The organism is Caulobacter radicis (assembly GCF_003094615.1).
In the GTDB taxonomy this organism is placed as follows: domain Bacteria; phylum Pseudomonadota; class Alphaproteobacteria; order Caulobacterales; family Caulobacteraceae; genus Caulobacter; species Caulobacter radicis.
Map to the genome: position 1 here is coordinate 1 of NZ_QDKO01000036.1, position 24,535 is coordinate 24,535.

22 protein-coding genes are annotated in these 24,535 nt (G+C 70.3%); 16 read left to right on the forward strand and 6 right to left on the reverse strand.

Annotated elements, in window-relative coordinates; translation table 11 throughout:
- Positions 1–234, reverse strand: a 234-nt coding sequence (locus DDF62_RS19785) for a cation:dicarboxylate symporter family transporter (RefSeq protein ID WP_133244865.1), incomplete at its 3' end; no start/stop codon positions are given.
- A gap of 208 nt (positions 235–442) precedes the next feature.
- Here DDF62_RS19785 and DDF62_RS19790 point away from each other — a divergent pair.
- Positions 443–2,287, forward strand: coding sequence for a sensor histidine kinase (locus tag DDF62_RS19790; RefSeq protein ID WP_116490692.1), 1,845 nt, complete (start codon positions 443–445; stop codon positions 2,285–2,287).
- Positions 2,284–3,624 (forward strand): sigma-54-dependent transcriptional regulator, encoded by a 1,341-nt coding sequence (locus DDF62_RS19795; RefSeq protein WP_116490693.1) that lies wholly within the window; start codon positions 2,284–2,286, stop codon positions 3,622–3,624. Before DDF62_RS19790 ends, DDF62_RS19795 begins: the two co-directional genes overlap by 4 nt.
- On the opposite strand, the gene DDF62_RS19800 is transcribed toward DDF62_RS19795, so the two are convergent.
- Positions 3,621–4,385: an alpha/beta fold hydrolase gene (locus tag DDF62_RS19800; protein ID WP_116490694.1), complete on the reverse strand. Its 765-nt coding sequence runs from the start codon at positions 4,383–4,385 to the stop codon at positions 3,621–3,623. The genes DDF62_RS19795 and DDF62_RS19800 overlap by 4 nt on opposite strands.
- A 217-nt stretch (positions 4,386–4,602) precedes the next feature.
- Positions 4,603–5,073: a MarR family winged helix-turn-helix transcriptional regulator gene (locus DDF62_RS19805; RefSeq protein ID WP_116490695.1), complete on the reverse strand. Its 471-nt coding sequence runs from the start codon at positions 5,071–5,073 to the stop codon at positions 4,603–4,605.
- 154 nt (positions 5,074–5,227) lie between these two features.
- Between DDF62_RS19805 and DDF62_RS19810 the strand changes: the two genes are divergently transcribed.
- The 9 genes from DDF62_RS19810 (at position 5,228) to DDF62_RS25735 (ending at position 12,249) form a co-directional block, all read left to right on the forward strand.
- Complete coding sequence (locus DDF62_RS19810) at positions 5,228–5,659, forward strand: organic hydroperoxide resistance protein (protein WP_116490696.1); 432 nt, start codon at positions 5,228–5,230, stop codon at positions 5,657–5,659.
- A gap of 99 nt (positions 5,660–5,758) precedes the next feature.
- The gene (locus tag DDF62_RS19815; RefSeq protein WP_116490697.1) at positions 5,759–6,283 is read left to right on the forward strand and encodes a DUF1097 domain-containing protein; all 525 of its coding nucleotides are present in this window, start codon (positions 5,759–5,761) and stop codon (positions 6,281–6,283) included.
- Positions 6,276–6,740, forward strand: coding sequence for a DUF6130 family protein (locus tag DDF62_RS19820; RefSeq protein ID WP_116490698.1), 465 nt, complete (start codon positions 6,276–6,278; stop codon positions 6,738–6,740). The genes DDF62_RS19815 and DDF62_RS19820 overlap by 8 nt, the downstream gene beginning before the upstream one ends.
- A 9-nt stretch (positions 6,741–6,749) precedes the next feature.
- The gene (locus DDF62_RS19825; protein ID WP_116490699.1) at positions 6,750–7,763 is read left to right on the forward strand and encodes an alpha/beta fold hydrolase; all 1,014 of its coding nucleotides are present in this window, start codon (positions 6,750–6,752) and stop codon (positions 7,761–7,763) included.
- Positions 7,764–7,789: 26 nt separating this feature from the next.
- Positions 7,790–8,881, forward strand: a complete 1,092-nt coding sequence (locus DDF62_RS19830; RefSeq protein ID WP_123059544.1) for a redoxin domain-containing protein — start codon at positions 7,790–7,792, stop codon at positions 8,879–8,881.
- Positions 8,882–8,959: 78 nt separating this feature from the next.
- Positions 8,960–9,745, forward strand: coding sequence for an alpha/beta fold hydrolase (locus tag DDF62_RS19835; protein WP_116490701.1), 786 nt, complete (start codon positions 8,960–8,962; stop codon positions 9,743–9,745).
- 22 nt (positions 9,746–9,767) lie between these two features.
- Positions 9,768–10,601 carry an oxidoreductase gene (locus DDF62_RS19840; RefSeq protein ID WP_116490702.1) on the forward strand — a complete coding sequence of 278 codons (834 nt, stop codon included), beginning with the start codon at positions 9,768–9,770 and terminating at the stop codon, positions 10,599–10,601.
- A gap of 152 nt (positions 10,602–10,753) precedes the next feature.
- The gene (locus tag DDF62_RS19845; protein WP_116490703.1) at positions 10,754–12,097 is read left to right on the forward strand and encodes an LLM class flavin-dependent oxidoreductase; all 1,344 of its coding nucleotides are present in this window, start codon (positions 10,754–10,756) and stop codon (positions 12,095–12,097) included.
- A 2-nt stretch (positions 12,098–12,099) separates the two neighbouring features.
- Positions 12,100–12,249 (forward strand): hypothetical protein, encoded by a 150-nt coding sequence (locus tag DDF62_RS25735; RefSeq protein ID WP_165832308.1) that lies wholly within the window; start codon positions 12,100–12,102, stop codon positions 12,247–12,249.
- A gap of 167 nt (positions 12,250–12,416) precedes the next feature.
- Here DDF62_RS25735 and DDF62_RS19850 read toward each other — a convergent pair whose 3' ends face one another.
- The gene (locus tag DDF62_RS19850) at positions 12,417–14,423 is read right to left on the reverse strand and encodes a glycoside hydrolase family 43 protein (RefSeq protein WP_244286882.1); all 2,007 of its coding nucleotides are present in this window, start codon (positions 14,421–14,423) and stop codon (positions 12,417–12,419) included.
- A 355-nt stretch (positions 14,424–14,778) separates the two neighbouring features.
- Here DDF62_RS19850 and DDF62_RS19855 point away from each other — a divergent pair, with 355 nt between their 5' ends.
- Complete coding sequence (locus DDF62_RS19855) at positions 14,779–15,057, forward strand: HU family DNA-binding protein (RefSeq protein WP_101715906.1); 279 nt, start codon at positions 14,779–14,781, stop codon at positions 15,055–15,057.
- Positions 15,058–15,184: 127 nt separating this feature from the next.
- Here DDF62_RS19855 and manD read toward each other — a convergent pair whose 3' ends face one another.
- On the reverse strand, positions 15,185–16,393 hold the full coding sequence (gene manD / locus DDF62_RS19860; protein WP_116490704.1) for a D-mannonate dehydratase ManD: 1,209 nt from the start codon (positions 16,391–16,393) through the stop codon (positions 15,185–15,187).
- A 141-nt stretch (positions 16,394–16,534) separates the two neighbouring features.
- Here manD and DDF62_RS19865 point away from each other — a divergent pair, with 141 nt between their 5' ends.
- Together DDF62_RS19865 and DDF62_RS19870 are read left to right on the forward strand one after the other, a co-directional pair.
- Positions 16,535–17,278: a FadR/GntR family transcriptional regulator gene (locus tag DDF62_RS19865; RefSeq protein ID WP_116490705.1), complete on the forward strand. Its 744-nt coding sequence runs from the start codon at positions 16,535–16,537 to the stop codon at positions 17,276–17,278.
- 53 nt (positions 17,279–17,331) lie between these two features.
- Positions 17,332–19,314, forward strand: a complete 1,983-nt coding sequence (locus DDF62_RS19870) for a TonB-dependent receptor plug domain-containing protein (RefSeq protein ID WP_116490706.1) — start codon at positions 17,332–17,334, stop codon at positions 19,312–19,314.
- A gap of 30 nt (positions 19,315–19,344) precedes the next feature.
- Here the strand turns inward: DDF62_RS19870 and DDF62_RS19875 are convergent, their stop codons facing one another.
- Positions 19,345–21,582 carry a TonB-dependent receptor gene (locus tag DDF62_RS19875; RefSeq protein ID WP_165832309.1) on the reverse strand — a complete coding sequence of 746 codons (2,238 nt, stop codon included), beginning with the start codon at positions 21,580–21,582 and terminating at the stop codon, positions 19,345–19,347.
- A 157-nt stretch (positions 21,583–21,739) separates the two neighbouring features.
- Between DDF62_RS19875 and DDF62_RS19880 the strand changes: the two genes are divergently transcribed.
- On the forward strand, positions 21,740–23,620 hold the full coding sequence (locus DDF62_RS19880) for a glycoside hydrolase family 2 protein (protein WP_116490708.1): 1,881 nt from the start codon (positions 21,740–21,742) through the stop codon (positions 23,618–23,620).
- Positions 23,617–24,534, forward strand: a complete 918-nt coding sequence (locus DDF62_RS19885; RefSeq protein WP_165832310.1) for a polysaccharide deacetylase family protein — start codon at positions 23,617–23,619, stop codon at positions 24,532–24,534. The genes DDF62_RS19880 and DDF62_RS19885 overlap by 4 nt, the downstream gene beginning before the upstream one ends.
- The last annotated feature ends 1 nt before the right edge of the window (position 24,535 follow it).

A 24,535-nucleotide genomic window follows, 5' to 3' on the forward strand; every position in this document is an offset into this window, starting at 1 on the left:
GCGCATGCCGGCGATGCCGGTGACCACGGTCAGGAAGATCACCGGGGCGATGACCATCTTCACCAGCTTGATGAAGGCGTCGCCCAGCGGCTTCAGGTCGGCCCCGAACTTGGGCCAGAAGTGGCCGATCAGCGCCCCCGCCACGATGGCGACCAGCACCTGCACATAGAGGTGGGTGTACCACGGCCCCTGGCGAGGCGGCGCGCCTCCGGCGGCGTTCGTCTGCGGGATCATCGGGCGGCTCCTGGCTCTCGTTTCCTCGCGCGTCCTTTGAAGGTCGGGCGCTTGGTTTAAGAGTGCGGGATTTCCCCGCCGCCGTGAGCCGATTTCGAAATTCCGAACCAAGCCCATGAATGTTCGAAAGAAATTCCAGATTCCGCCTCGTCACGCCCACGTTCTTCGTGCCATATTTCACCCACGCAGAACCGCACCCGTGTGGAATATGACACAACCAGATCCAAGCGCCGTCGATACGCGGTCCGCGCCCGAGCGCAGCATCTCGCGCCAGGGCCTGGCCCTGTTCGCGGCGATCGCCGTACTGATCGGCGCCGTCCTCGTCCTGGCCGTGGGAAGCCTGGCCCATGACCGCGCCATGACCACCTTGCGGGCGCGCGCCAACGCCTCGGCGGCCCTGCACGCGGCGGTGCTGCGCAGCGAGCTCGACAAGCAGCGCGCCCTGCCCCTGGTGCTGGCCGATGACGCCGACCTGGGAACGGCCCTGGCCACCCGCGACCCGCGCCGGCTGGAAGCCCTGTCGCGCAAGCTGGAGCAGTTGGGCGCCCAGACCCGCGCGGCGGTGATCTATGTGGTGGCCGCCGACGGCTTCACCGCCGCGGCCAGCAACTGGCGCCAGCCGACCAGCTTCCTCGGCTCGAACTACGGCTTCCGGCCCTATTTCGCGCAGGCCCTGCGCAGCGGGTACGCCGAGCAGTTCGCCCTGGGCACGGTCAGCCGCAAGCCCGGCCTCTACCTGGCGCGCCGTGTCGAGGGCCCCGACGGTCCGCTAGGCGTCGTCGTGGTCAAGCTGGAGTTCGACGCCGTCGAGGCCGCCTGGCGCGCCATCGGCGAACCGGCCTTCGTCGTGGACGACCAGGGCCTGGTGCTGATCACCAGCGAACCGAAATGGCGCTTCCACACCCGCGCGCCCCTGTCGCCGGCCGCCCGCCAGGCGCTGCGGACCCAGGGCCAGTTCGGCGAGGCGACCTTCGATCCCCTGCCCTTGCGATCCCGACGCGGCGACGGCGTCGCCCGCACCGACATCGCCCCGGCCGACCGCCAGATCGAGACCCGCCTGCCCGACGTCGCCCCCGGCTGGACCCTGCATCTGCTCAGCCCGGCCGCCCCCGCCGACCAGACCGCCGACGCCGCGCGCTGGATCACCGCCCTGGTCTGGACCCTGCTCAGCGCGGCCCTGCTGTGGCTTTGGGTGCGCCGCCGCCGCGTCCACCTGGCCGCCCTTCGCGACCGCGAGACCCGGCTGGAGCTGGAACGCCGCGTCGAGGCCCGCACCCATGAACTGACCCAGGCCAACCGCGCCCTCTCGCACGAGGTCGACGAGCGCCAGCACGCCGAGACCCGGTTGCGCTCGCTGCAGGCCGACCTTGTGCAGGCCAACAAGCTGGCGTCGCTGGGCCAGATCGCCGCCGGCGTGGCCCACGAGATCAATCAGCCGGTCGCGGCTATCCGCGCCAACGCCGACAACGGCCTCCTGCTGATCGCCCGGGGCCGCGCCGAGGCGGCCGGCGAGAACCTCACCGCCATCGCGTCGATGACCGAGCGCATCGGCCGCATCACCGACGAGCTTCGCGCCTTCTCGCGCAAGGCCGACGGCCGGGTCGAGCCGACCCTGGTCAGCGAGGTGATCGACGGCTCGGTGCTGCTGACCGCCAGCCGCTCGCGCCGGCAGCAGGCCCGCCTGGTGCGCAAGGGCGAGACGCCGGGCCTGGCCGTGCTGGGCGAACGGGTCCGGCTCGAGCAGGTGCTGGTCAATCTGCTGCAGAACGCCTTCGAGGCGGTGGAGGACCGGCCCGACGGCGCCGTCACCCTGACCGTCAGCGAGACCGAGGACGCCGTGCGGATCGCCGTCGCCGACAACGGCCCGGGCCTCGCGCCCGAGGTCGAGCGCGCCCTGTTCACGCCGTTCCTGACCACCAAGCCCCGGGGCCTGGGCCTGGGCCTCGTGATCGCCCACGACATCGCCGCCGGCTTCGGCGGCGAACTGACGGCCGCCTCGGCGCCCGGCGCCGGCGCGACCTTCACCCTGACCCTGCGCAAGGCCGTTCCATGAGCTCCCCCGCCGGCAAGATCCTGCTCGTCGACGACGACGACGCCCTGCGCGGCGCGGTGGCCCAGGGCCTGGAGCTGCGCGGCTACGAGGTGGCGGCCTTCGACAACGCGCCGGCGGCGCTGAAGACCCTGACCCGCGACTTCGACGGCGCCGTGGTCACCGACGTGCGCATGCCGGGCATGGACGGCCTGGCGCTGTTCGAGCGCGCGCGGGCCATCGACCCCGACATCCCCGTACTGCTGATCACCGGCCACGGCGACGTGGCCATGGCCGTGGCGGCGTTGCAGGACGGGGCTTACGACTTCGTCTCCAAGCCCTTCCCGATGGAGCGCCTGACCGCCGCCCTGGCGCGGGCCCTGGAGAAGCGGAGCCTGGTGCTCGACAACCGCCGCCTCGAGGCCGCCGCCCAGGCCGGCGGCGGCTCGCCGCTGCTGGGCGACACGCCGGTGATGCAAAGGCTGCGAGCCACCATCGCCCAGTTGGCCGAGGCCGAGGTCGACGTGCTGATCCAGGGCGAGACCGGGGCCGGCAAGGGCCTGGTCGCCCACGCCCTGCATCGCGGCGGCGCGCGGCGGAGCCGGCCGATGGTCACCGTCAACTGCGCCGCCCTGCCCGAGGCGGTGTTCGAGACCGAACTGTTCGGCGCGGCCGGCGGTTCGGCCCGCCCCAGCACCGGCCGCATCGAGCGCGCCGATCGCGGCGTATTGTTCCTCGACGAGATCGAGGGCCTGTCGCCCTCCATGCAGGCCAAGCTTCTGCGGGTGGTCGAGGAGCGCGAGATCTGGCCGGTCGGCGCGGCCGAGCCTCGGCACCTGGACCTGCGGATCATCGCGGCCAGCAAGGTCGACCTTGCCGAAGCCGTGCGCGAGGGCGCCTTTCGCGCCGACCTCTACTACCGCCTGAACGTGGTCACCCTGGTCGTGCCGCCGCTGCGCGAGCGCCGCGAGGACGTGCCGGCGCTGTTCGGCCACTTCCTGGCCGAGGCCGCCGCGCGGCTGCGACGCCCCGCCCCGCGCCTGACGGCGACGACCCGCGACCACCTGCTGGGCCACGACTGGCCGGGCAATGTGCGGGAGTTGGCGCACTACGCAGAGCGCGTGGCGCTGGGCCTGCCCTCGGCGCTGGTCGGCGAGGACGGCGGCGCGCAGGGGTCAGCCGAGAGCCTTTCCGACCGCACCGGCCGCTACGAGGCGATGGTCATCCGCGAGACCCTGGCGGCCTGCGGCGGCGACGCCCGCACGGCGATGGCGCTGCTGCAGACGCCGCGCAAGACCTTCTACGACAAGCTGCGCCGCCACGGCATCGAGATCGACCGCTATCGGCCGGGCAAGGCTTAGCCGGCCAGGAACTCGACGATCGCTCGGGCAAAGGCCGGCGCGGCCACGGCCGAGCGATGGTCGCCGCTCACCAGCAGCGAGCGCGCGCCCGGGATCACCGCGGCCAGGCGCTCGGGATGCACGGCCAGCGGGTCGTCGTCGCCGGCGACGACCAGGGTCGGGGCCGTGATGCGGTCCAGCGCGATCGGCTGGGCGTGGACGACGCTGGCCTGGGCGGCCAGGGCCTTGCGGTCGGCGCCGATGGCGTCGGCGAACAGCCGGAACGGCGCGGCGGCCGGATGCTCGATCATGGACACATCCTCGACCAGCAGGGCCTGGACGATCGCGTTGCTGGGCACATGGCGGGTATCGACGCCGCCGGTGGCCACCACACCCTCGCCCACCCCGCCGGTCACGAGGCGGCGCACGCGCGGCTCCTGGCTGGCGCAGATCAGGCTGACGATCGCCCCCATGGAATAGCCGGCCAGGTCGATGGCCGGGACGTCCAGGTGGTCGATCAGCTCGGAGACGTCGCGCGCCATCCGCGCCTCGCCGTAGAAGGCCGGATCGTGCGGCTTGTCCGACGCGCCATGGCCCCGGGCGTCGATGGCGATCACCCGCCGGCCGGCCGCGAGCAGCGCATCGACGATCCCCGGCGCCTTCCAGTTGATCAGGCCGCTGGCCGAAAAGCCGTGATGCAGCACGACCGGAGGCCGCGCGGCGTCCTCGCCCCATTCATGGCAGGCGATCGACAGGCCGTCGGCGGTGGTGAAGCGGAACATGCGCGGCTCACGGTTTCAAACGAACGTTTCAACCGATACCAAGCTTCACCGACGCCCGCAACGTGGGGGCAAGCGCCAAGATCCTCCCCCTGAAGGGGAGGAGGCCCGAAGGGCCGGAGAGGAATTGGCTTCGGACTTCAAAGCTGCCGCTGCCTCACAGTCCGCTTCCCCCTCAGTCGCTCCGCGACAGCTCCCCCTTCGGGAAGAACGCCTCCACTCACGCGTCGTTGGCGACGTGGGCGATCAGGTTGTCGCGCACGCGGGTGATGGTCTTCTGCACCTGGCGGAACTCGTCGGGCTCCAGGCCCGTGGCCTTGACCAGGGTCTTCTGGCCGCCCTTTTCGCGCAGGTCGCGACCGGCTTGCGTCAGGCTGATGATCACCTGGCGCTCATCCGACGGGTCGCGGCGACGCTGCAGGAAGCCCAGGCTCTCCAGCTTCTTGAGGATCGGGGTCAGGGTGTTGCTTTCCAGGAAGAGCTTGTCGCCCAGGCTCTTCACGCTCTGGCCGTCCTCCTCCCACAGCGCCACGATGATGATCCACTGGGTGTAGGTCACGCCCAGCTCGTCGAGGATCGGCTTGTAGGCGCGGCCATAGGCGAGGTTCGCCGAATAGACGGCGAAGCACAGGAAGTCGGCGAGCCTGGGGGCTTTGCCCAAAGAGGCGACAGGCGGGGCGGAGGTCGTCATCGGAGCCTTGCATTTCGGGGGCCGCGGGCGGTTCGCGGCGGTTCGGGACAAATATAAATCGGATCCGATCAAATCGGAAGGTTGACGATGTGCGAAACTTCGATCTATGAAGTCGGTACCGATTACATCGGATCCGATTGAAAAGGAGATCGACATGACCACCGCCCCGCAAACCACCATCGACACCGTCCTCTACACCGGTCGCACCCACGTCACCGGCGGCCGCGACGGCGCTGCCCGCAGCGACGACGGCAAGCTGGACGTCCGCCTATCGCCCCCCGGCGGCGCCGGCCCGGGCACGAACCCCGAGCAGTTGTTCGCCGCCGGCTGGTCGGCCTGCTTCATCGGCGCCATGGGCCTGGCCGCCCGCGCCCAAGGCGTTGCCCTGCCCGCCGACGTCGCCGTCGACGCCGAGGTCGACCTGGGCAAGTCAGGCGAGGGCTACCAGTTGCAGGCCCGCCTGAACGTCAGCCTGCCGGGCCTGTCCGCCGACGTCGCCCGCGCCCTGGTCGAGGCCGCCCACCAGACCTGCCCCTACTCCAAGGCCACGCGCGGCAACATCGGCGTGACCCTGAACCTGATCTGACCCGCCTGATCTGACCTGGAAGACCCGAGGCGCCGCCCCGCTTCGCCCTCAAGCCGCGGCGCCTCCATCCGCCCTCCCCGAACCCAAGGACACGCCCCCATGCCCGCCTTGCCCGCCCTCTCCGCCTTCGCCACGCCGAAGTCCGCGCAGTTCCACGCCGTCTCGCTCAGCGTCGCCGCCGTCGCGGGGATCGCCACCCTGGGCGTGACCTCGGTCATGCTCCCGCCGCCGGCCATGTTCCTGGGCTGGGCCGCCTTCAACCTGGCGGGCGACGACCTGCGCGGGGGACTGGCCAACACCGTCTCGCACCTGCTGGGCCTGGCGCTGGGCGCAGGAACCGCCCTGCTGATCGGGGCCATGACGCCCGCCCTCGGCCTGCTGGCCACGCCGCTCGCCGTGATCGGCGTCGTCATCGTCGTGCTGTCGCTGCGCGAGATCGCGCCGATCAACAATCCGCTGGCCTATTTCCTGGGCCTGACCAGCTTCTTCTATTCGGGCCTGGCTCCCTCGGCCTCGACCCTGGCGATGCTGGGCTCGGCCGCCGTCATCGGCGGCGCGGCCTGCGCGGTCGCCGCCTTCGCCCAGGACGCCGTGGCCCGCGCCGGCGAGGTTCGCCATGCGTAAGCCCTTCTTCCTCGCCTTGGCCACCGCCCTGCTGGCCGGCCCCGCCTTCGCCCAGAGCCTGCCGAACCTGTCGGCCGCAGAGGTCCTGGGCCCCGCCGGCGTCGTGCCGCTGACCACGCCCCAGCCGCCCGCGCGCCTGGTCGTCGATCCGCCCCTGCCGGGTCCCCTGTCACAGGGCCGGGTGTTCATCCAGTACCGGGCCGAGAACCTGCGCATCGAGCCGGTGTTCGGCCCCGCCGCCCTGGCCGTCACGCCCCGCATCGGCCACGTGCATGTCACCGTCGACGACGCCCCCTGGCACTGGGCCGACGCCAGCGGCGAGCCGATCATCCTGGTCGGCCTGACGCCCGGGTCGCACAGCGTTCAAATCACGCTCGCCGACGCCAATCATCGCCCGCTCGACAGCGCCACGATCCGCTTCGTCGTTCCGGCCGCCCCCGCCGGCCACCAGCACTAGGCACGCCCCATGACCTCGACGTTCGACCTTCCCCGCCGCCGCCTGCTGCAGGCCGTCGCCATCGCCGGCGCCGCGGGCCTCGCCTCCCGCGCCGTCGCCGCCACGGCCGCCGCCCCTGCGCCCGCCTGGACCCTGCGCCAGGTCACGACCCCCGATCTGGTCATCGGCTATGCAGAGGCCGGTCCGGCCGACGGCGCGCCGGTGATCCTGCTGCACGGCTGGCCTTACGACATCCACGCCTTCGCCGAGGTCGCCCCGATCCTGGCGGCGGCCGGCAAGCGGGTGATCGTCCCGCACCTGCGCGGCTACGGAACCACCCGCTTCGTCTCCGACGCCGCCCCGCGCAACGGCCAGCAGGCCGCCCTCGCCGTCGACGTCATCGCCCTGATGGACGCGCTGAACATCGGCAAGGCCGTGATCGGCGGCTTCGACTGGGGCGCGCGCACGGCCTGCATCGTCGCGGCCCTGTGGCCCGACCGCTGCTCGGCCCTGGTCAGCGTCAGCGGCTATCTGATCGGCAGCCAGGCGGCCAACGCCGCCCCCCTGCCCCCCGAGGCCGAGCTTTCCTGGTGGTACCAGTTCTATTTCGCCACCGAGCGCGGCGCGAAGGGCTACGCCCAGAACCGCGACGCCTTCGCCCGGCTGATCTGGAAGACCGCCTCGCCCAGGTGGGCGTTCGACGACGCGACCTTCGCCCGCTCGGCCGCCTCGCTGGCCAATCCCGACCACGTGGCCATCACCATCCACAACTACCGTTGGCGGCTGGGCCTGGCGCAGGGCGAGGCCCGCTTCGACGCGCTGGAGGCCAAGCTCGCCCAAGGCCCGGCCATCACCGTGCCGACTATCACCATGGAAGGCGACGGCAACGCCGCCCCGCACCCGCCGCCGGCCGCCTATGCCGGCAAGTTCAAGGGCCGCTACGAGCACCGCGATGTCGGCGGCGGCGTCGGCCACAACCTGCCCCAGGAAGCGCCGCGGGACTTCGCCCGCGCCATCCTGGACGTCGCCCGCTGGGCGGCCTGAAGCTTCGTTTTCAAGGAGCGGTCGTCGTGACCCGATCCGAACATCTCTCCCGCCGCGACTGGCTGAAGGGCGCCGCCGTCGGCCTCGTCCCGCTGTCGGTCGCCGCCGCCATCGGCCTGCCGCCGGCCCGCAAGGCCCTGGCCTGGGCCAGCGGCTCGTCCTCGGCTCTGGACGCCCTTTCCCTGTCGCCCCAATGGCTGAACGGCCCAGCGCCGACGCCCAAGGCCCTGGCCGGCAAGGTCGTGCTGGTCGCCTTCTGGACCTATTCCTGCATCAACAGCCTGCGGGTCCTGCCCTATCTGCGCGCCTGGCATGCCCGCTACCGCGACCGAGGCCTGGTGGTGATCGGCGTCCACACGCCCGAATTCGCCTTCGAGAAGGACCTCGCCAACGTGCGCCAGGCCCTCGGCGACCTGGACGTTCCGTTCCCGGTCGTGCTCGACAGCGACTGGCGGATCTGGCGGGCCTACGGCAACAACGCCTGGCCGGCCTTCTACTTCGTCGGCGCCGACGGCAAGGTGCGCGGCCATGCGGCGGGCGAAGGCGACTACGACCGCCACGAGCGGCGCATCCAGGCCCTGCTGGCCGACATCCCTCGTCCGGTGATCGCGCAGGGCCTGTCGCCGATCAAGGCCGCCGGTCCCGAAGGCGCGCCGGACTTCGCCGAGCTGGGCTCGCCCGAGAGCTATATCGGCTGGGGAAAGGCCGACGCCTTCGCCTCGCCCGGCGGCCTGCGCCAGGACGCCGCCAAGGCCTACCGCCTGCCCGGCGCCCTCGACCTCAACCGCTGGGGTCTGGCCGGCGAATGGCGGGCCGGCGAGGAATTCACCACCAGCCTCGCGCCCGGCGCCGTGATCGCCAGCCGCTTCCACGCCCGCGACCTGCACATGGTGCTGGCGCCCGACCAGCCGGGCCGACCCGTACGCTACCGCGTCCAGCTGGACGGCCGGGCGCCGGGTTCCGACCACGGCTGGGACGTGACGGCAGACGGAACCGGCGTGATCGACCGGCCCCGCATGTACCAGCTCGTCCGCCAGTCTCGCCCCGTCGCCGACCACGGCTTTACGATCGAGTTCCTCGATCCCGGCGTCCGCGCCTACGCCTTCACCTTCGGCTAACCCGCCCCCCTTCGTCAGACCTGAAACCCTGAACGGCCCCACGGCCGAACCCTTCCGCACGCCTAAAGGAGAGCCTCCATGTCCAAGAAAGCCCTCGCCCTTTCCTTCGCCTTCGCCCTGACCGGCCTGGCCGCCGCCCAGGCCGCTGCGCCGCCCGCCGCCAAGCCGACGGTGGTTCTGGTGCACGGCGCCTTCGCCGACTCCAGCAGCTGGGACGGCGTGGTCGCCGACCTCCGCCGCGACGGCTATCGCGTGGTCTCGGCCGCCAACCCGCTGCGCGGCGCGGCCAGCGACGCCGCCGCCGTGCGCACGGTGATCAACTCCATCCCCGGCCCGGTGGTGCTGGTCGGCCACTCCTACGGCGGCACGGTGATCTCGGCCGCCGCCGACGGCGCGGCCAACGTCAAGGCGCTGGTCTATGTCGCCGCCTTCGCCCCGGAGGTCGGCGAGAGCACCTTCGAGCTGGCCGGCAAGTTCCCCGGCTCCACCCTGCCCGCCGCCCTCGACAAGCCGGTCGACCTGCCCGGCGGCGTCCACGATCTCTATATCCGGCAGGACAAGTTCCCCGCCCAGTTCGCCGCCGACGTGCCGCTGGCCAAGGCCCACCTGATGGCGATCGCCCAGCGCCCGCTGACCGACGCCGCCGGCGGCGAGAAGGCCGTCTCGGCCGCCTGGAAGACCATCCCGTCCTGGTGGGTCTGGGGCGGCGGCGACCGCAACATCCCGCCGGCCGCCATGGCGTTCATGGCCGACCGCGCGCATGCCAAGCAGGTGGTGACCGTGCCCGGCGCCTCGCACGTGGTGATGATCTCGCACCCGCACGCGGTCTCGGCCCTGATCGAAGTCGCCGCCAAGGCCCAGTAACGAACGGAAGAAGGACAAGCCCATGACCAAGACATGGCTGATCACCGGGGCCTCGCGCGGTCTCGGACGCGCCCTGGCCGAAGCGGTGCTGGCCGCAGGCGACCGGCTGGTGGCCACCGCCCGCGATCCCCGCGCCCTCGAAGACCTCGCCCAGCGCCACGGCGACGCCGTGCGGCTGGCGGGCCTCGACGTTTCGGATCCGGCCGCGGCCGAAAGCGCCGTGGCCCTGGCGGCGCAGGCCTTCGGCCGGCTCGACGTGGTGGTAAACAACGCCGGCTACGGCGACGTCGGCTCGGTGGAGGACACCTCGCTCGACGACTTCCGCCGCCAGATCGAGACCAATCTCTTCGGCACGATCATCGTCACCAAGGCGGCGATCCCGCTGATGCGGCGGCAGGGATCCGGCCACGTGATCCAGCTGTCGTCCGTCGGCGGACGGATCGGCGCCCCGGGCCGCGCGCCCTACTCGGCCGCCAAGTGGGGCGTGGAGGGCTTTTCGGAGTCCCTGGCGCTCGAGATGGCCCTGGTCGGCGTCAGGGTGACCATCGTCGAGCCGGGCGGCTTCCGCACCGACTTCGCCGGCGCCTCGACGACGCTGAGCGCCGGCCGGGCCGAGTACGACGCCGTGGTCGGGGCCACCGCCCGGCGCCAGGCGGCCTATGACGGAACCCAGCCCGGCGACCCGGCCCGCGCCGCCCAGGCCATCCTCGCCATCGCCGCCATGGACGAGCCGCCGTTGCGCATCGCGCTCGGCAGCGACGCCGTCGGCATTATCCGCGACACCGACCAGCGGCGGCTGGCGCAGCTGGAACACTGGCGGGACTTGAGCGTCTCGACCGACTTTCCGGCCCAGTAATTCTGATCGGCCTTGCAGCCGAGCAGACGGCGGCGTTCGAAAAGCCCAGCGAAAGCAGGATGTTGAACGCCGCCAATAGGCCTCTTGAGAACACCTGATTTGTCGCCCGCCCTCCCCCGCCGCAAGCCTGCGGCCAAGACACGGAGGCGAACATGACCACGGCCGCGAAACGCCAACTGAAACTCGGCGCCATCCTCGAAGGCGTCGGCGCCGATCACGCCAGCTGGCGCGATCCCGACCTGGCCGGCGACGCCAGCATCGACATCGGCTGGTACATCGACAACGCCCGCCTGGCCGAGGCGGCCAAGTTCGACCTCGTCTTCATCGTCGACAGCCCGTTCATCACGCCCGACACCGCCCCGCACTTCCTCAACCGGCTGGAGCCGCTGACCCTGCTCTCGGCCCTGGCGGTCTCGACCTCGAAGATCGGCCTCGTCGGCACCCTGACCACCTCGTACTGGGAGCCCTACAACGTGGCCCGCCAGTTCGGCTCGCTGGACCACATCAGCAAGGGCCGCGCGGGCTGGAACGTGGTGACCACGGGCCTTGAGGGCGCCGCCCGCAACTACGGCCGCGACGCCCACTTCGACCACGCCGTGCGCTACGAGCGGGCCGGCGAGTTCGTCGACGTCGTCCAGGGCCTGTGGGACAGCTACGAGGACGACGCCTTCCCGCGCGACAAGGCCGCCGGCGTCTTCCTCGACAAGGACAAGCAGCACGCCCTGAACCACAAGGGCCCGCACTTCCAGGTGGCCGGGCCGCTGGCGCTGAGCCGCTCCAGCCAGGGCCAGCCGGTGATCTTCCAGGCCGGGGTCAGCGGCGCGGGCCGCGACCTGGGCGCCCGCATCGCCGAGGGCGTGTTCGCCGGCGTCGACGGCTTCGAGGACGCCCAGGAATACTACGCCGACCTCAAGGCCCGCGCGGCCGCGCAAGGCCGCGATCCCGACCACATCAGCGTGCTGCCGGGCCTCTCGCCCGTCATCGCCGAAACCGACAAGGAGGCCCGCGCCCTGGCCGAAGCCCAGCGCGGATCGGTCAGCATCGACAAGCTGCTGACCCAGCTTGGCCGCGCCTTCGGCTATCACGACTTCAAGCAGTACCCGCTGGACGGGCCGTTCCCCGATGTCTCGGGCCTCAGTCTCAACAGCTACAAGGGTCACGCCGAGCGCATCGTGCGGATCTCGCGGGAACAGAACCTGACCCTGCGCCAGGCCGCCGAGCGGTTCGGGACCTGGCGCAGCGATTTCGTCGGCTCGCCCCAGACCATCGCCAACGAGATCCAGCGCTGGTTCGAAGGCCGCGCCGCCGACGGCTTCATCCTGCGGGTGACGCGCCCGCGCGACTTCGCCCTGTTCCGCGAGGAGGTCGTGCCTATCCTGCAGGCCCGCGGCCTGTTCCGCACCGAGTACGAGCACGATACCCTGCGCGGGCACCTGGGCCTGCCCGTTCCCGAGAACCGCTGGACCCGCGCGCCCGGCCAACTGGCGGCGGAATAGCGATGAGCGAGCTTCTGGAAGCCGTGATCGAGGCGGCCCCGCCGCCTCGCCCGCCCGTCGTCGACCTCGCCCTGGCGGCGCTCGACTGGCCCGCGCCGGGGCTGGCCGATCGCATCGACGTGCTGGAGCGGGCGGCGCTGGACGCGGCTTGACCTCCGCCTCCTCCGTCATCCCGGCCGAAGCGAAGCGTAGAGCCGGGACCCAGGGGCCGTCGCATTGCGTCTGCCAGGGCCGGGCGGTGGACCCAGACTCGGAGCCCAGTCCCCCTGGGTCCCGGGTCTGCGGCGCTGCGCGCCTTCGCCCGGGATGACGATTTTTGCTATCGAGCTTCAGTCCACACGAACCTTGCCCCGTCCAGCCCGTCGGACTGAGGCCCAGGACTGTCGGCCGTCCAAACGCCCGCCAGCGACACCCGCAGGAAGCGGTTTGTGACCAGCGACATCAAAGCCAGCTCCCCCGTCGGGGTCTCGATCCACTGGAAGGCCTGGGCCTTGTCGTCACGCACTTTCGAGGCGCTCACCGTCCCGTCGGCGGCGACGGTCAGGTAGCCGCCCGCCCCGCGCAGCAAGGCCCGCCCCAGCGGCTGCTTCTCGACGCTCACCACTTTTTCCTGGCCCAGCGCCGACAACGTCACCTCGCGGCCGTCCGGGATCGGCCGGCGCAGGCCGCGCGGATGCGGCTCGAACACCTCGAAGGCGTCGAAGTCAGCATGGCCGCCCTCGCCGCCGGCCTCGTTGAACGCGAACAGGCCATAGCGCACGCCCTGGAAGGTGCGCAGCTGGAACACCATCGTCATCGGCTCGCCCAGCGCCGTGAACGCCTTGCCGTCAGTCGAATAGGAGAACCGCGCCGTCTCGGCCATGAAGTCGGCGTCGGCCTGCAGCCAGATCCGTGTCCCCGAAACCTTCGCCTTGGCGCTGTGGCCCGTACGCTGGTCGCGCTGCTCGACCTCCAACCCACCGGCGACCTTGCGCACGCCGATCCAGGCATGGGGCAGGTTCAGCAGGGCCAGCCCGGCCACGTCGCCCTCGGCCAGCCCCGAGGCGTCCAGCAGCGTCCGCGGTCGCGACGCCGGACCGATAGAGCGCTGGGTCAAGGTGTTGCGGGCCGTCCAGAAGTCGGCCGCCGGCAGGGTCTTCAGCCGCAGGAAGCCCGAACGCTCGGCCAGCGACCAACGGGCGTCGACGGGCACGTGGTTCCACTGCCAGATCGGCTTGAGCTTGCCGCCCGAGAAGTCGTCGCCGCGCTCGTAGGGGGCGTGAGGCGCTTCCCCCGCCACGGGCTTGACCCAGGTGCGCGGGTTGCGGCCCAGGTTCCCCGGCAGGCCGAAATAGGGCCAGCCGTCCTTCCAGGTCACCGGCGACAGGGCCGTCAGCCGTCCCACCGAGTTGTAGTCCATCATCGAATAGCCCCACCACGCGCCGCTCGGCGTCTGGACGTAGCCGCCCTGGTGCAGGGCGGTCCGGCCGCGCGGCCGGGGATCGGGCGGAACGATCTTGAACGGCGGCTTGGGCGCTTCCAGGCGGTTGCCCTCGGCCAGGCCGAAATCCTCGCCGACGCTGATCTCGCGATTGACCTCGTAGGGCCCTTCCGGCCGGTCGGCGCGCGCCACCGGCAGGCGCATCATCCCGTCGAACCAGGCGCTGGTGATCCAGTATTTGCCGCCGACCTTGGTGAAGTGCAGCCCCTCGCCCATGCCCTGCCCGGGCGCGATGATCTCGCGCTCGGTGCCCGGCACGATGTCGGTCAGGTCGGCGTTCAGCTGCGCCATGCGGATGCCGCGATAGCCCCAGACCACGTAGACCTTGCCGTCGTCGTCGAACAGCACCGACAGGTCGTGGAAGCCGCGCTTCATCCGCGTGCGCGTCCACGGCCCGGCCGGGTCCTTGGCCGTGAAGTGGAAGGTGGCCTCGCGGTTGACGTTGCTGAAGATGTGGAAGACGCCGTCGTGATGGCGGAAGCTCGGCGCCCAGAAGCCTTGGCCGTAGACGTCACCGCCCTCTAGCCGGAAGTTCGGGCCCAGGTCCAGCCTGTCGGCCGCGTAGCCGACGAACCGCCAGTTCACCAGGTCGCGCGAGCGCAGGATCGGCAGGCCCGGCATCGCGTGCATGGTGGTGCCGGTCAGGTAGTAGTCCTCGCCCACCCGGATCATGTCGGGGTCGGAGAACTCGTCGTAGAATAGCGGATTGGTGAACGTCCCGTCGCCGTTGTCGGCGGTCCAGGTACGGGGCGAGGGCTCGGCGGCCAGCCCCGGCTCGCCGCTTCCCATCAGCAGAAACGCCGCCAGGCCGGCCAGGAACACGCGGTGAGGCTTGCTCGACGTCATGCTGCTTCTTCCCTCGTCGCCGTCTCGAGCGGCGTCTGGAGCAGCCTTGCGAAGCTGCCGACTATTTGTCGGAGTATATACGACACCCATCGTCGTCAATCACTGGACGATCTGGATATGCGTGCACATGCAATATCCGAAAACCGCATTATTGTCTGAGTAAACCGCGCTCAGCTCCCCGCGCCCGCCCCGGATCCAGGCCACATCCGCGCCACAAGGCCGGTGCAACCAGGCGGATCAGCACTTTTTCGGCCTTCCACCGGTTGCGGCGGACGCTTGACGTCACATGGCGGCGCGTGACAAGGCCGATCTCACCAGTCAGTCTGGTTCTCCCGATTCTATAAGGAGTTACTCCATGAACACCGCCGATATCGCCGAAGCTCTGGTCGCCAGCGACGACAAGCTGACCAAGACCCAGGCCAAGGCCATCGTCGACGGCGTCTTCAAGGCCATCGCTGACGCCGCCGTGAAGGGCGAAGAAGTCTCGATCCCGGGCTTCGGCAAGTTCAAGGTCCAGGACAAGCCGGCCCGCACCGGCCGCAACCCGGCCACCGGCGCCACGATCGAGATCGCCGCCAGCAAGAAGGTCGGCTTCACGCCGGCCAAGCAACTGAAGGACGCCGTCAACGGCTGATCCTGACAGGAACGGCCTTCGGGTCTAACTCGAAGAAAAAAGAGGCGGAACGTCCCAGACGTTCCGCCTCTGCTGTTTTAGGGCCGCCCATCGCCGATGCGAGGGCGGCCTCGTCATATAAGCCCGCCTACCAGTTCCACATCGTCCCGTCTTCCAGGCGGGCCACAGGCAGTTGGCGCGGCTCATAGGGGTACTTGGCGGCCAGGGCCTCGTCGATGTCGACGCCGTGGCCCGGCGTGTCGCCGACATAGAGCATGCCCTTGTCGAACCGGTAGTCGTGCGGGAACACCGCGTCGGTCTCTTCCGAATGGCGCATGTATTCCTGGATGCCGAAGTTGGGCACCCAGGTGTCGAAGTGCAGCGCCGCCCCCATGGTCACCGGCGACAGGTCCGTCGCGCCATGGCAGCCCGTGCGCACCGACCACAGCGAGGCGAAGTCGGCGATGCGGCGCAGGTGGGTCAGGCCGCCGGCCCCGACGATGGTCGTGCGGATGTAGTCGATCAGCTGTTCCTGAATCAGGTCCTTGGCGTCCCAGATAGTGTTGAACACCTCGCCCACGGCCAGCGGCGTGGTGGTGTGCTGGCGGATCAGGCGGAAGGCCTCCTGGTTTTCGGCCGGCGTGGAATCCTCCAGCCAGAAGAGGTCGTAGGGCTCCAGGCTCTTGCCCAGTTGGGCCGCCTCGCGCGGGGTCATCCGGTGGTGGCCGTCGTGCAGCAAAGCCACGTCGAAGCCGTGCTCCTTGCGCAGCGCCTCGAACAGGGTCGGCAGGTAGCGCAGGTACTTGCGGGTGTCCCAGGTGGTCTCGGTCGGCAGGGTGGCGTCGGCCGGCTCGTAATACATGTCGCCGCGGCCCACGCCGTAGGCCAGGTCCAGGCCCGGCACGCCCGACTGGGCCCGCACGGCCTTGTAGCCGGCGTCGATATAGCGGCCGACGGCCTCGACGGTGTCTTCCAGGTCGCTGCCGTTGGCGTGGCCGTAGACCAGCACGCCGTCGCGCGAGCGACCGCCCAGCAGGTCGTACAGCGGCGCGCCCAGCGCCTTGGCCTTGATGTCCCACAGGGCCACGTCGACGGCGGCGATGGCGCGCATCGTCACCGGGCCGCGACGCCAGTAGGCCCCGCGATAGAGGTACTGCCAGATGTCTTCGATGCGGCGCGCGTCGCGGCCGATCAGCACCGGGATGACGTGGTCTTCCAGATAGGCGACGACCGACTTTTCGCGGCCGTTCAGGGTGGCGTCGCCGATGCCGTAGACGCCCTGGTCGGTCTCGATCTTCAGGGTGACGAAGTTGCGGCCGGGCGAAGTGACGATCACGCGGGCGCCGGTAATTCGCATCGGCGGCAGGCCGACTGCCTTGAACGCCTCGGTTTGGCTAGTATGCACGTCGAGATTCCCGTGGTCTTCCAGTTGGAAGACCCATAACTATCGACAACTGGCTTGTCCATATTGGTCAGACCAATTTTAGGAAGTCCCCGCATGTCCGTGAAGGGCGAGAACCGTCTGTACGAACGCGTCGCCAAGGATCTGGCCGGCCAGATCGCCGAGGGCCGCTACGCCGTCGGCCAGCGCCTGCCGTCCGAACGCGACCTCGCCCAGACCTATTCGGTCTCGCGCCCCACGATCCGCGAGGCGATCATCGCCCTGGAACTGGACGGCATGGTCGAGGTGCGCCTGGGCTCGGGCGTCTATGTCAAGGCCCAGACCCCCAACGAGGGCCAGGCCGGCGCCACCGACATCGGCCCGTTCGAACTTCTGGAAGCCCGCCGCGCCATCGAGGCCGAGGCCTGCGCCATGGCCGCCAAGCGCATCACCAACGAGGAGCTCGACCAGCTCGACGGCCTGGTGGCCGAGATGCAGGCCGAGAACGCCCGCGACGTCGACCGCTCGGAAGACGCCGACAAGCGCTTCCACATGCTGATCGCCGCCTCCACCCAGAACAGCGCCATGATCGCCGCCGTCGAGCTTCTGTGGGAGGCCCGCGAGCGCTCGCCCCAGACCAAGCTGATGGGCGAAAAGGCCCACGCCGCCGGCGTCATCCCGCGCATCGACGAGCACGCCGCCATCGTCTCGGCCCTGCGCGCCCGCTCGCCCGAGGACGCCCGCGACGCCATGCGCCGCCACCTCACCCGCGTGCTCAACTCGCTGCTGGCGGCCACCGAAGTGCAGGAGATGGAAGAGGCCCGCGCTCGCATCGCCGCCACCCGCGACCGCTACACCTGAGACGGCTGGCCGGCCCTTGACCCTGTAGCCACTACAGGGTGCAGCCTGCGGCCATGACGACTCGCCAGCTCCCACGCCGCCCGCTCGCCGCCATTGGCGGCGCCCTCGCCTGCGCCGCCTTCGCCTCGAGCGTTCAGGCGCAGGAGACAGCTCCCGACGACACCGAGGTCGAGGAGGTGATCGTCCAGTCCACGCGCTCGGGCCGCCGCGTGCAGGACGAGGCCATCCGGGTCGAGGTGATCAACCAGGAGGAGGTCGAGGAAAAGGTCCTGATGACCCCCGGCAACATCGCCATGATGGTCGCCGAGACCGGCGGGGTGCGGGTTCAGGTCACCTCCCCTGCCCTCGGCGCCGCCAGCATCCGCATGCAGGGCATGCGCGGCCGCTACACTCAGCTTCTGGCCGACGGCCTGCCGCTCTACGGCGGACAGGCCCTGGGCGTCCTGCAGATCCCGCCGTCGGACCTGGGGCAGGTCGAGGTCATCAAGGGCGCGGCCTCGGCGCTCTATGGTCCCTCGGCCCTGGGCGGGGTGATCAACCTGATCTCGCGCCGGCCCGAAGCCGACCCGCTGGCCGAAATCCTGCTGAACGCCACCAGCCGCGACGGCCAGGATGTCACGACCTACGCCGCCACACCCGTTTCGGAGACCTGGAGCGCCTCCGTCATGGGCGGGCTGCACCGCCAATCCTGGAAGGATCTGGACGGCGATGGCTGGATCGACACCCCTGGCTACGAGCGCTGGACCCTTCGACCCAGGCTGTTCTGGAAAGGCCAGAACGGCGGCAGCGCCTACTTCACCCTCGGTGCGATGGGCGAGGATCGCCAGGGCGGCACGGCCGCCGGCCGGACCACGCCCGACGGCCGGCCGTTCGTCCAGAACCAGAACAGTCGCCGCCTGGACGCCGGCTTCACCTCCCAGACGCCGATCGACGGCGTGGGCGTCGTGCACCTGCGCGCTTCGGCCGTGAACCAGAAGCACGGGCATCGCTTCGGCGACAGCATCGAGAACGATCGCCACCGCACCCTGTTCGCCGAGGCCTCGCTGGCCGCCGGTTCGGACAGCGCAACCGCCTGGCTGATCGGCGCCGCGGTGCAGAGCGACGACTATCGCAGCAAGGCCTTTTCCGCCTTCGACTACACCTTCACGACGCCGGCCGTCTTCGCACAGGCCGAGCACAAGCTTGCGGACGACCTGACGCTCGCGGGCAGCGCCCGTTGGGACCATCACAGCGAGTACGGCTCGCACCTCAGCCCCCGGGTCTCGCTGCTCTATCGTCCAGGCCGGTGGACGGTGCGGGGGTCTGTCGGTCGCGGCTTCTACGCCCCGACGCCGTTCGTGGAGGAGATCGAGGCGGCTGGCCTTTCACGCCTGCAACCGCTCAAGGGCCTCAGGGCCGAAACCGCCGACACCGCATCGCTTGAAGCGGGCTACGCCGCCGGGCCGCTGGAGGCCAACCTCACCCTGTTCGGATCGCAGATAGAGAACGCCGTGCAACTGCGCGACCTGGATCCGGCCACGATCGGCGGCGCGCGGCGGGTCGAGCTGGTCAATGTGTCCGGCTCGACCCAGACGGCCGGCCTGGAAGCCCTGTTGCGCTATCGGGTGGGCGATTTCACGGTCACCGGCAGCTATGTCTATGTCGACGCCACCGAGCCCGCGCCCGCCGCAGGACGCCGAACCGTGCCGAACACGCCGCGCCACACCGCCGGCGTCGTGGGCATGTGGGAAAAGGAAGACAAGGGCCGGCTCGGGATCGAGGCCTACTACACCGGCCGCCAGGATCTGGAGGAAAACCCCTATCGTGTCAGGGGCAAAGCCTATCTAGAGGTGGGCGTTCTGGGCGAGGTGGTCTTGAACGAGAAGGTCCGTCTGTTTCTCAATCTGGAAAACCTGCTCAACGTGCGCCAGACCAAGTATGACCCCCTGGTTCTGCCGCAGCGTGGTTCGGCCGGCGAATGGACGGTCGACGCCTGGGCGCCGACCGACGGCTTCGTGGCCAACGGCGGCGTCAGGATCCGGCTGGGAGGCGGGTGAGGCGCCCGCCGCCTGACCCGCCCCGCCCCATCAGAACGTCATCGACGCCCGGATCCCGCCGTAGCGCTTGAAGTCGCGCGGCAGGAAGGCCTGCACCGCCAGCTGGTTGCCGTAGGCGCCGTAGTTGTTGACCAGGTTGGTGTAGTAGCCCTCGTCGAACAGGTTGTTGACGAAGGCCGTCACCTGGTAGCCGCGCGCCTTGTCGCGCACGCCCACCGACAGGTTGACCACCGCATAGCCCTTCTGGACGGTCAGCGGGTCCTGGCTCAGCGAGTAGTTGACGCTGCTCTGGTAGTTGGCGGCGACATTGGCCACGCCCTCCAGGTCGCCGGCCAGCGGACGCACATATTCGGCGCCGGCGCTCAGCTTCCACTTCGGGGCCTGGGGCGGACGCTCGCCGGCCAGGTTCTGGCGGGCGGGCGAGCCGGTGCAGCCCTGGGCGGCCGTCTGGCCGGGCCAGCACTGGGCGCCGGCGAACTGGGTGATCTCGGCGTCCAGATAGGCGACCGAGCCCGACAGGGTCAGGCCGTCGACCAGGCGGGCGGTGCTTTCCAGCTCGACACCGCGCGTGCGGATCGCGCCCACATTGGTCAGGCGGAAGTTCTGGGTGCCGTCGGGCAGCAGTTCGGCGCCCTGGGCCTGGAAGTCCTCGTACTCGGTGTTGAACAGCGTGGCGTTCAGGGTCACGCGGCGATCCAGGAACCGCGAGCGTACGCCCACCTGGATGTCTTCCGAGCTTTCCGGACGCACGGGACCAAGGTCGGCGCGGGCCTGGTTGAAGCCTGTGGTCAGGTCGTAGCTCTGGCCCTTGTGGCCGGTGGCGAAGGTGGCGAACACCATCACGTCGTCGGCCAGCTTGTGCTGCACGCCCAGGCGATAGGTGGCGTAGTCGTCGCTGGAGCCATCGGCCCAGGCCGCGGCCGGCCCGCCGCGCAGGTCGCGGAAGGTGTAGCCGATCTTCTCGCGGCCCAGGCGCAGGCCGCCGATCAGGGTCGTGCCCTCGACCACGTCATATTCCAGCTGGCCGAACACCGAGTTCTCGTTCGAGCCCGAGGTGGCGTCCCAGTTGGCTTGCGAGAAGGCCGGGCCGCGGAAGAAGTAGCGGCGATAGTTCACGTCGGCGTGGAAGGCGCCCAGGGTGTAGCGCAGGCGGTTGGAGCCGTCCGAGACCAGGCGGATCTCCTGGCTGAACTGGTCGGCCGAGAACAGGCCCTTGGCGTAGTTGTTGACGCTCAGCGCCGTCTCGTCCTGGTCGAAGGCGTCCAGCATCTTGTAGCGGTCGTTGGCGGTGACCGAGATCAGGGTCGCGAAACCCAGGTCATAGGTCAGCTTCAGCGACTGGGCGAAGTCCTCGTAGTCCGAGCCGGTGGTGACGTTGTTGACCACCGAGCTGTTGTTCGGACCCACGTTCACGCCCGGCGCGAACACCGCCGGCGTCCAGGCCGCGTTGCCGCGCAGGCGGGCGTCGGGCGACAGGGCGATGAACGGCCGGCCCGCCGTGGTGTCGCCCTTCAGGTAGTCGACCGCCAGGGTGGCGCTGAACTTGTCGGTCGGGTCCCAGACCAGCTTGTTGCGGGTGGCGAAGGTCTCGCGGCCGTTGACCTTCTCGCCGTTGTAGAGGTTGTCGATGTTGCCCTCGAAGCTGGTGTAGCTGTTCGAGGAGCGGAACCGCAGGGTGTCGGTGATCGGGCCCGAGATCATGGCGCCCAGGCCGACTTCGTCGTCGGTGGTGGCCAGGGCGCTGACCTTGCCGGTCAGCTCGCGGGTCGGGCCGGGCGTGACGATGTTGATCAGGCCGGCCGAGGCCGACTTGCCGTAGAGCGTGCTCTGCGGGCCGCGCAGCACCTCGATCCGCTCGACGTCGGCCAGGTCGGCGAAGGCCCGGGCCTGGAAGGCGATCGGCACGTCGTCGACGACGACGGCGACGCTGGGCTCGACCCCCACCCCAAAGGCGAAGGTGCCCACGCCGCGGATCGAGACCGAGGCGTTCACCGGATTATCGGCCGGGCGCACGATCAGCGACGGCGCCACCTTGGTCAGGTCGGTGAACTCGCGCACGGCGGCGGCTTCCAGCTGGTCGCCGCCGATCACCTGCACGGCCATCGGCACGTCCTGGACGTTCTGCGAGCGCTTCTGGGCGGTGACGACGATCTCGCCGACGACCGCGTCGTCGACCGTCTCCTGGGCATGGGCGAGGCCCGCGAAGGCGGCCAGGGCGACCCCCGCCGAAATCCCGCCGAGCGCCGTCGTGTTGAAAAGCCGCCGCATACCTGACTCCCACATTTTGAAGGGTTCTTCGACCCGATGGGAGTGCAGATAGAGATTGGTCAGACCGATTGCAATAGCGGCCTGACCATGCGCCCTGGCCAAACTTGGCCAAACGCTCTAGGAAGGTCGCAAGTACGATTTAGGGAGAACGCCGCCCATGACGCCCAGCCGTCGCCAGCTCCTGGCCGGAGCCGCCCTGACCGCCAGCGCCGCCCTCGCGATGCAGGCCCAGGCGCAGGAAAAGGCCGCCTCCCCGCCCGCCGCCAGCCCGCCCGCCGCCGGAGACGAAGAGCCGCTGCTGCTGTTCGCCCAGCACGATCGGCCGCGCGTCACGCTGGACGGTCTGTGGGCCTACATCCTCGACCAGAACGACTCCGCCTTCCGCAAGCCCAACGCCCGCCGCGCCTTCTGGCTGGACGAGCCGCAGAAGCCCGGCGGCCCGGTCGTCGAGTACGACTGGAGCATCTCGCCGCGCATGGAGATCCCCGGCGACTGGAACACCCGCGATCCGTCGCTGGAATGGTACGACGGCCCGATCTACTTCCACCGCCGCTTCCAGGCCCCGGCCGATAAGGGCGGCCGCCGTTTCCTGAGCTTCGAGGCGGTGAACTACGACGCCGTCGTCTGGCTGAACGGCCAGGAGATCGGCCGCCACGAAGGCGGTTTCACCCCCTTCGTCTTCGAGGTCACCGGCAAGTTGAAGCCCGGCGAGAACGTCGTGGTGCTGCGGGTCGACGACCGGGTTGGCCCCGAGACCCTGCCCTCGCTCGACTTCGACTGGAAGAACTACGGCGGCATCACCCGCTCGGTCTGGCTGGTCGAGACGCCCACGACTTTCCTGCGCGACGCCTTCCTGCGCCTGGAGGGCGGCCAGATTGTCGCCGACCTGCGCGCCGACGGCCCGGCGGCCGCCGGCCTGGAGGTGTCGGTCGCCATCGCCGACCTGAACCTGACGCTGAGCGGCAAGACCGGCCCCGACGGCCGCGCCCGCCTGTCCGCCAAGCCGCCGCGCGGGCTGAAGCTGTGGTCGCCCGAAAGCCCCACGCTGTACGACGTGACCTTCAAGGCGGGCGAGGACGTCCGCCGCGACCGCGTCGGCTTCCGCACGCTGGAGGCCCGCGGCCGCCAGATCCTGGTCAACGGCAAGCCGCGCTTCATCCGTGGCATCGCCCTGCACGAAGAGCCCCTGGGCGCCCAGGGCGGCCGGGTCATGACCCCGCCCGAGGCCCGCGCCCTGCTGGAAGAGGCCAAGGCCCTGGGCTGCGACATGGTCCGACTGGCGCATTATCCGCATACGGAAAGCACCGTGCGCCTGTGCGACGAACTGGGCCTGCTGGTCTGGTCGGAAATCCCCGTCTACTGGGACGACGTCGCCTACGAGAGCCCCAGGACCCTGGCCCTGGCCCGCGCCATGGCCGCCGAAATGGTGGTGCGCGACCGCAACCGCGCCAGCGTCGCCTTCTGGTCGGTGGCCAACGAGACGCCCACCCACCAGGCCCGCACGACCTTCCTGCGCCACGTGGTGGCCGACATCCGCCGCCTCGACCCCACCCGCCTGCTGACCGCGGCCCTGAACAAGAACATCGACGTCGGCGGCGCCAAGGCCGGCCAGAACCAGTTCGTGGTCGACGACCCGCTGGCGCCCGACCTCGATGTCGTGGCCATCAACCAGTACGAGGGCTGGTACGGCCCGCGCACGCCCGACCAGGCCAAGACCGTCCGCTTCTCCAACCCGCACGACAAGCCGATGATGATGAGCGAGTTCGGCGCCGACGCCCTCTATGGCGAGCGCGGCCCCAAGGAGAACCGCTGGACCGAGGAATACCAGGCCTGGGTGTTCGAGGAGACGCTGGCCCTGCTCGAGCGCGACGGCTTCGTGGGCGTCAGTCCGTGGGTGCTGAAGGACTTCCGCTCGCCGCGCCGCTGGCACGCCCGCTACCAGGACTACTGGAACCGCAAGGGCCTAGTCAGCAACGAGGGCCACCGCAAGCTCGCCTTCGACACCCTGCGCCGCTACTACGCCGGCAAGGCCTCGTGAGGGCCGCCGCCCTTCTCGTCCTGGCCCTGCTGGCGCCCGGCGCGGCGCTGGCCCAGACCCAGGCCCAGGGCTTCGACGTCGCCGTGACGGTCGACGACCTGCCCGTGCACGGCGACCTGCCGCCGGGCATGACCCGCCCGTCGATCGCCCGCTCGCACATCGAGACCTTCAAGGCCCACGGCGTGAACGAGGCCTTCGGCTTCGTCAATTCGGCCAAGGCGACCGACGCGCAAAGCAACGCCGTGCTCGACGCCTGGCGGGCGGCCGGCCATCCGCTCGGCAACCACACCGCCAGCCATCTCAACCTCGAGAAGGCCGATACCCTGGAGGCCTGGATCGCCGACCTCGAGGCCGGCGAGCCGGCGTTGGCCGAGCGGATGAAGGGCCAGGACTGGCGGTATCTGAGGTTTCCCAACCTGACGGCCGGCACGCGCCCCGAGCGCCACCAGGGCGCGGCGGCTTACCTGGCCGCCCACGGCTACAAGGTCGCCCACGTCTCCCTCTCGTTCAGCGACTGGAGCTACAGCGACGCCTACGCCCGCTGCCAGACCAAGGGCGATCAGGCCGCCATCAGAACGATGGAAGGCCAGTACCTGCGCGGCGTCGACGAGGAGCTCGCGCACATGCAGGCCGTTTCCCAGGCGGTCTACGGCCGGATGATCCCGCAGGTGCTGCTGACCCATATCGGCGGCTGGTCGGCGCACATGCTGCCCCAGGTGCTCGACCGCCTCGACGCCGCCGGCGCCCGCTACGTCACGCTGGAGAAGGCCCAGAGGGATCCGGCCTATGCGCAGGCCCAGGCCATTCCCGGCGGCGGCGGGATCATGGAGCGCACGGCCAGGGCCCGTGGCATCGCGCTGCCCGCCGCCGCGCCGGCCGTCGAGCGCGTGGATCCCAAGATGCTTTGCCGCTGAG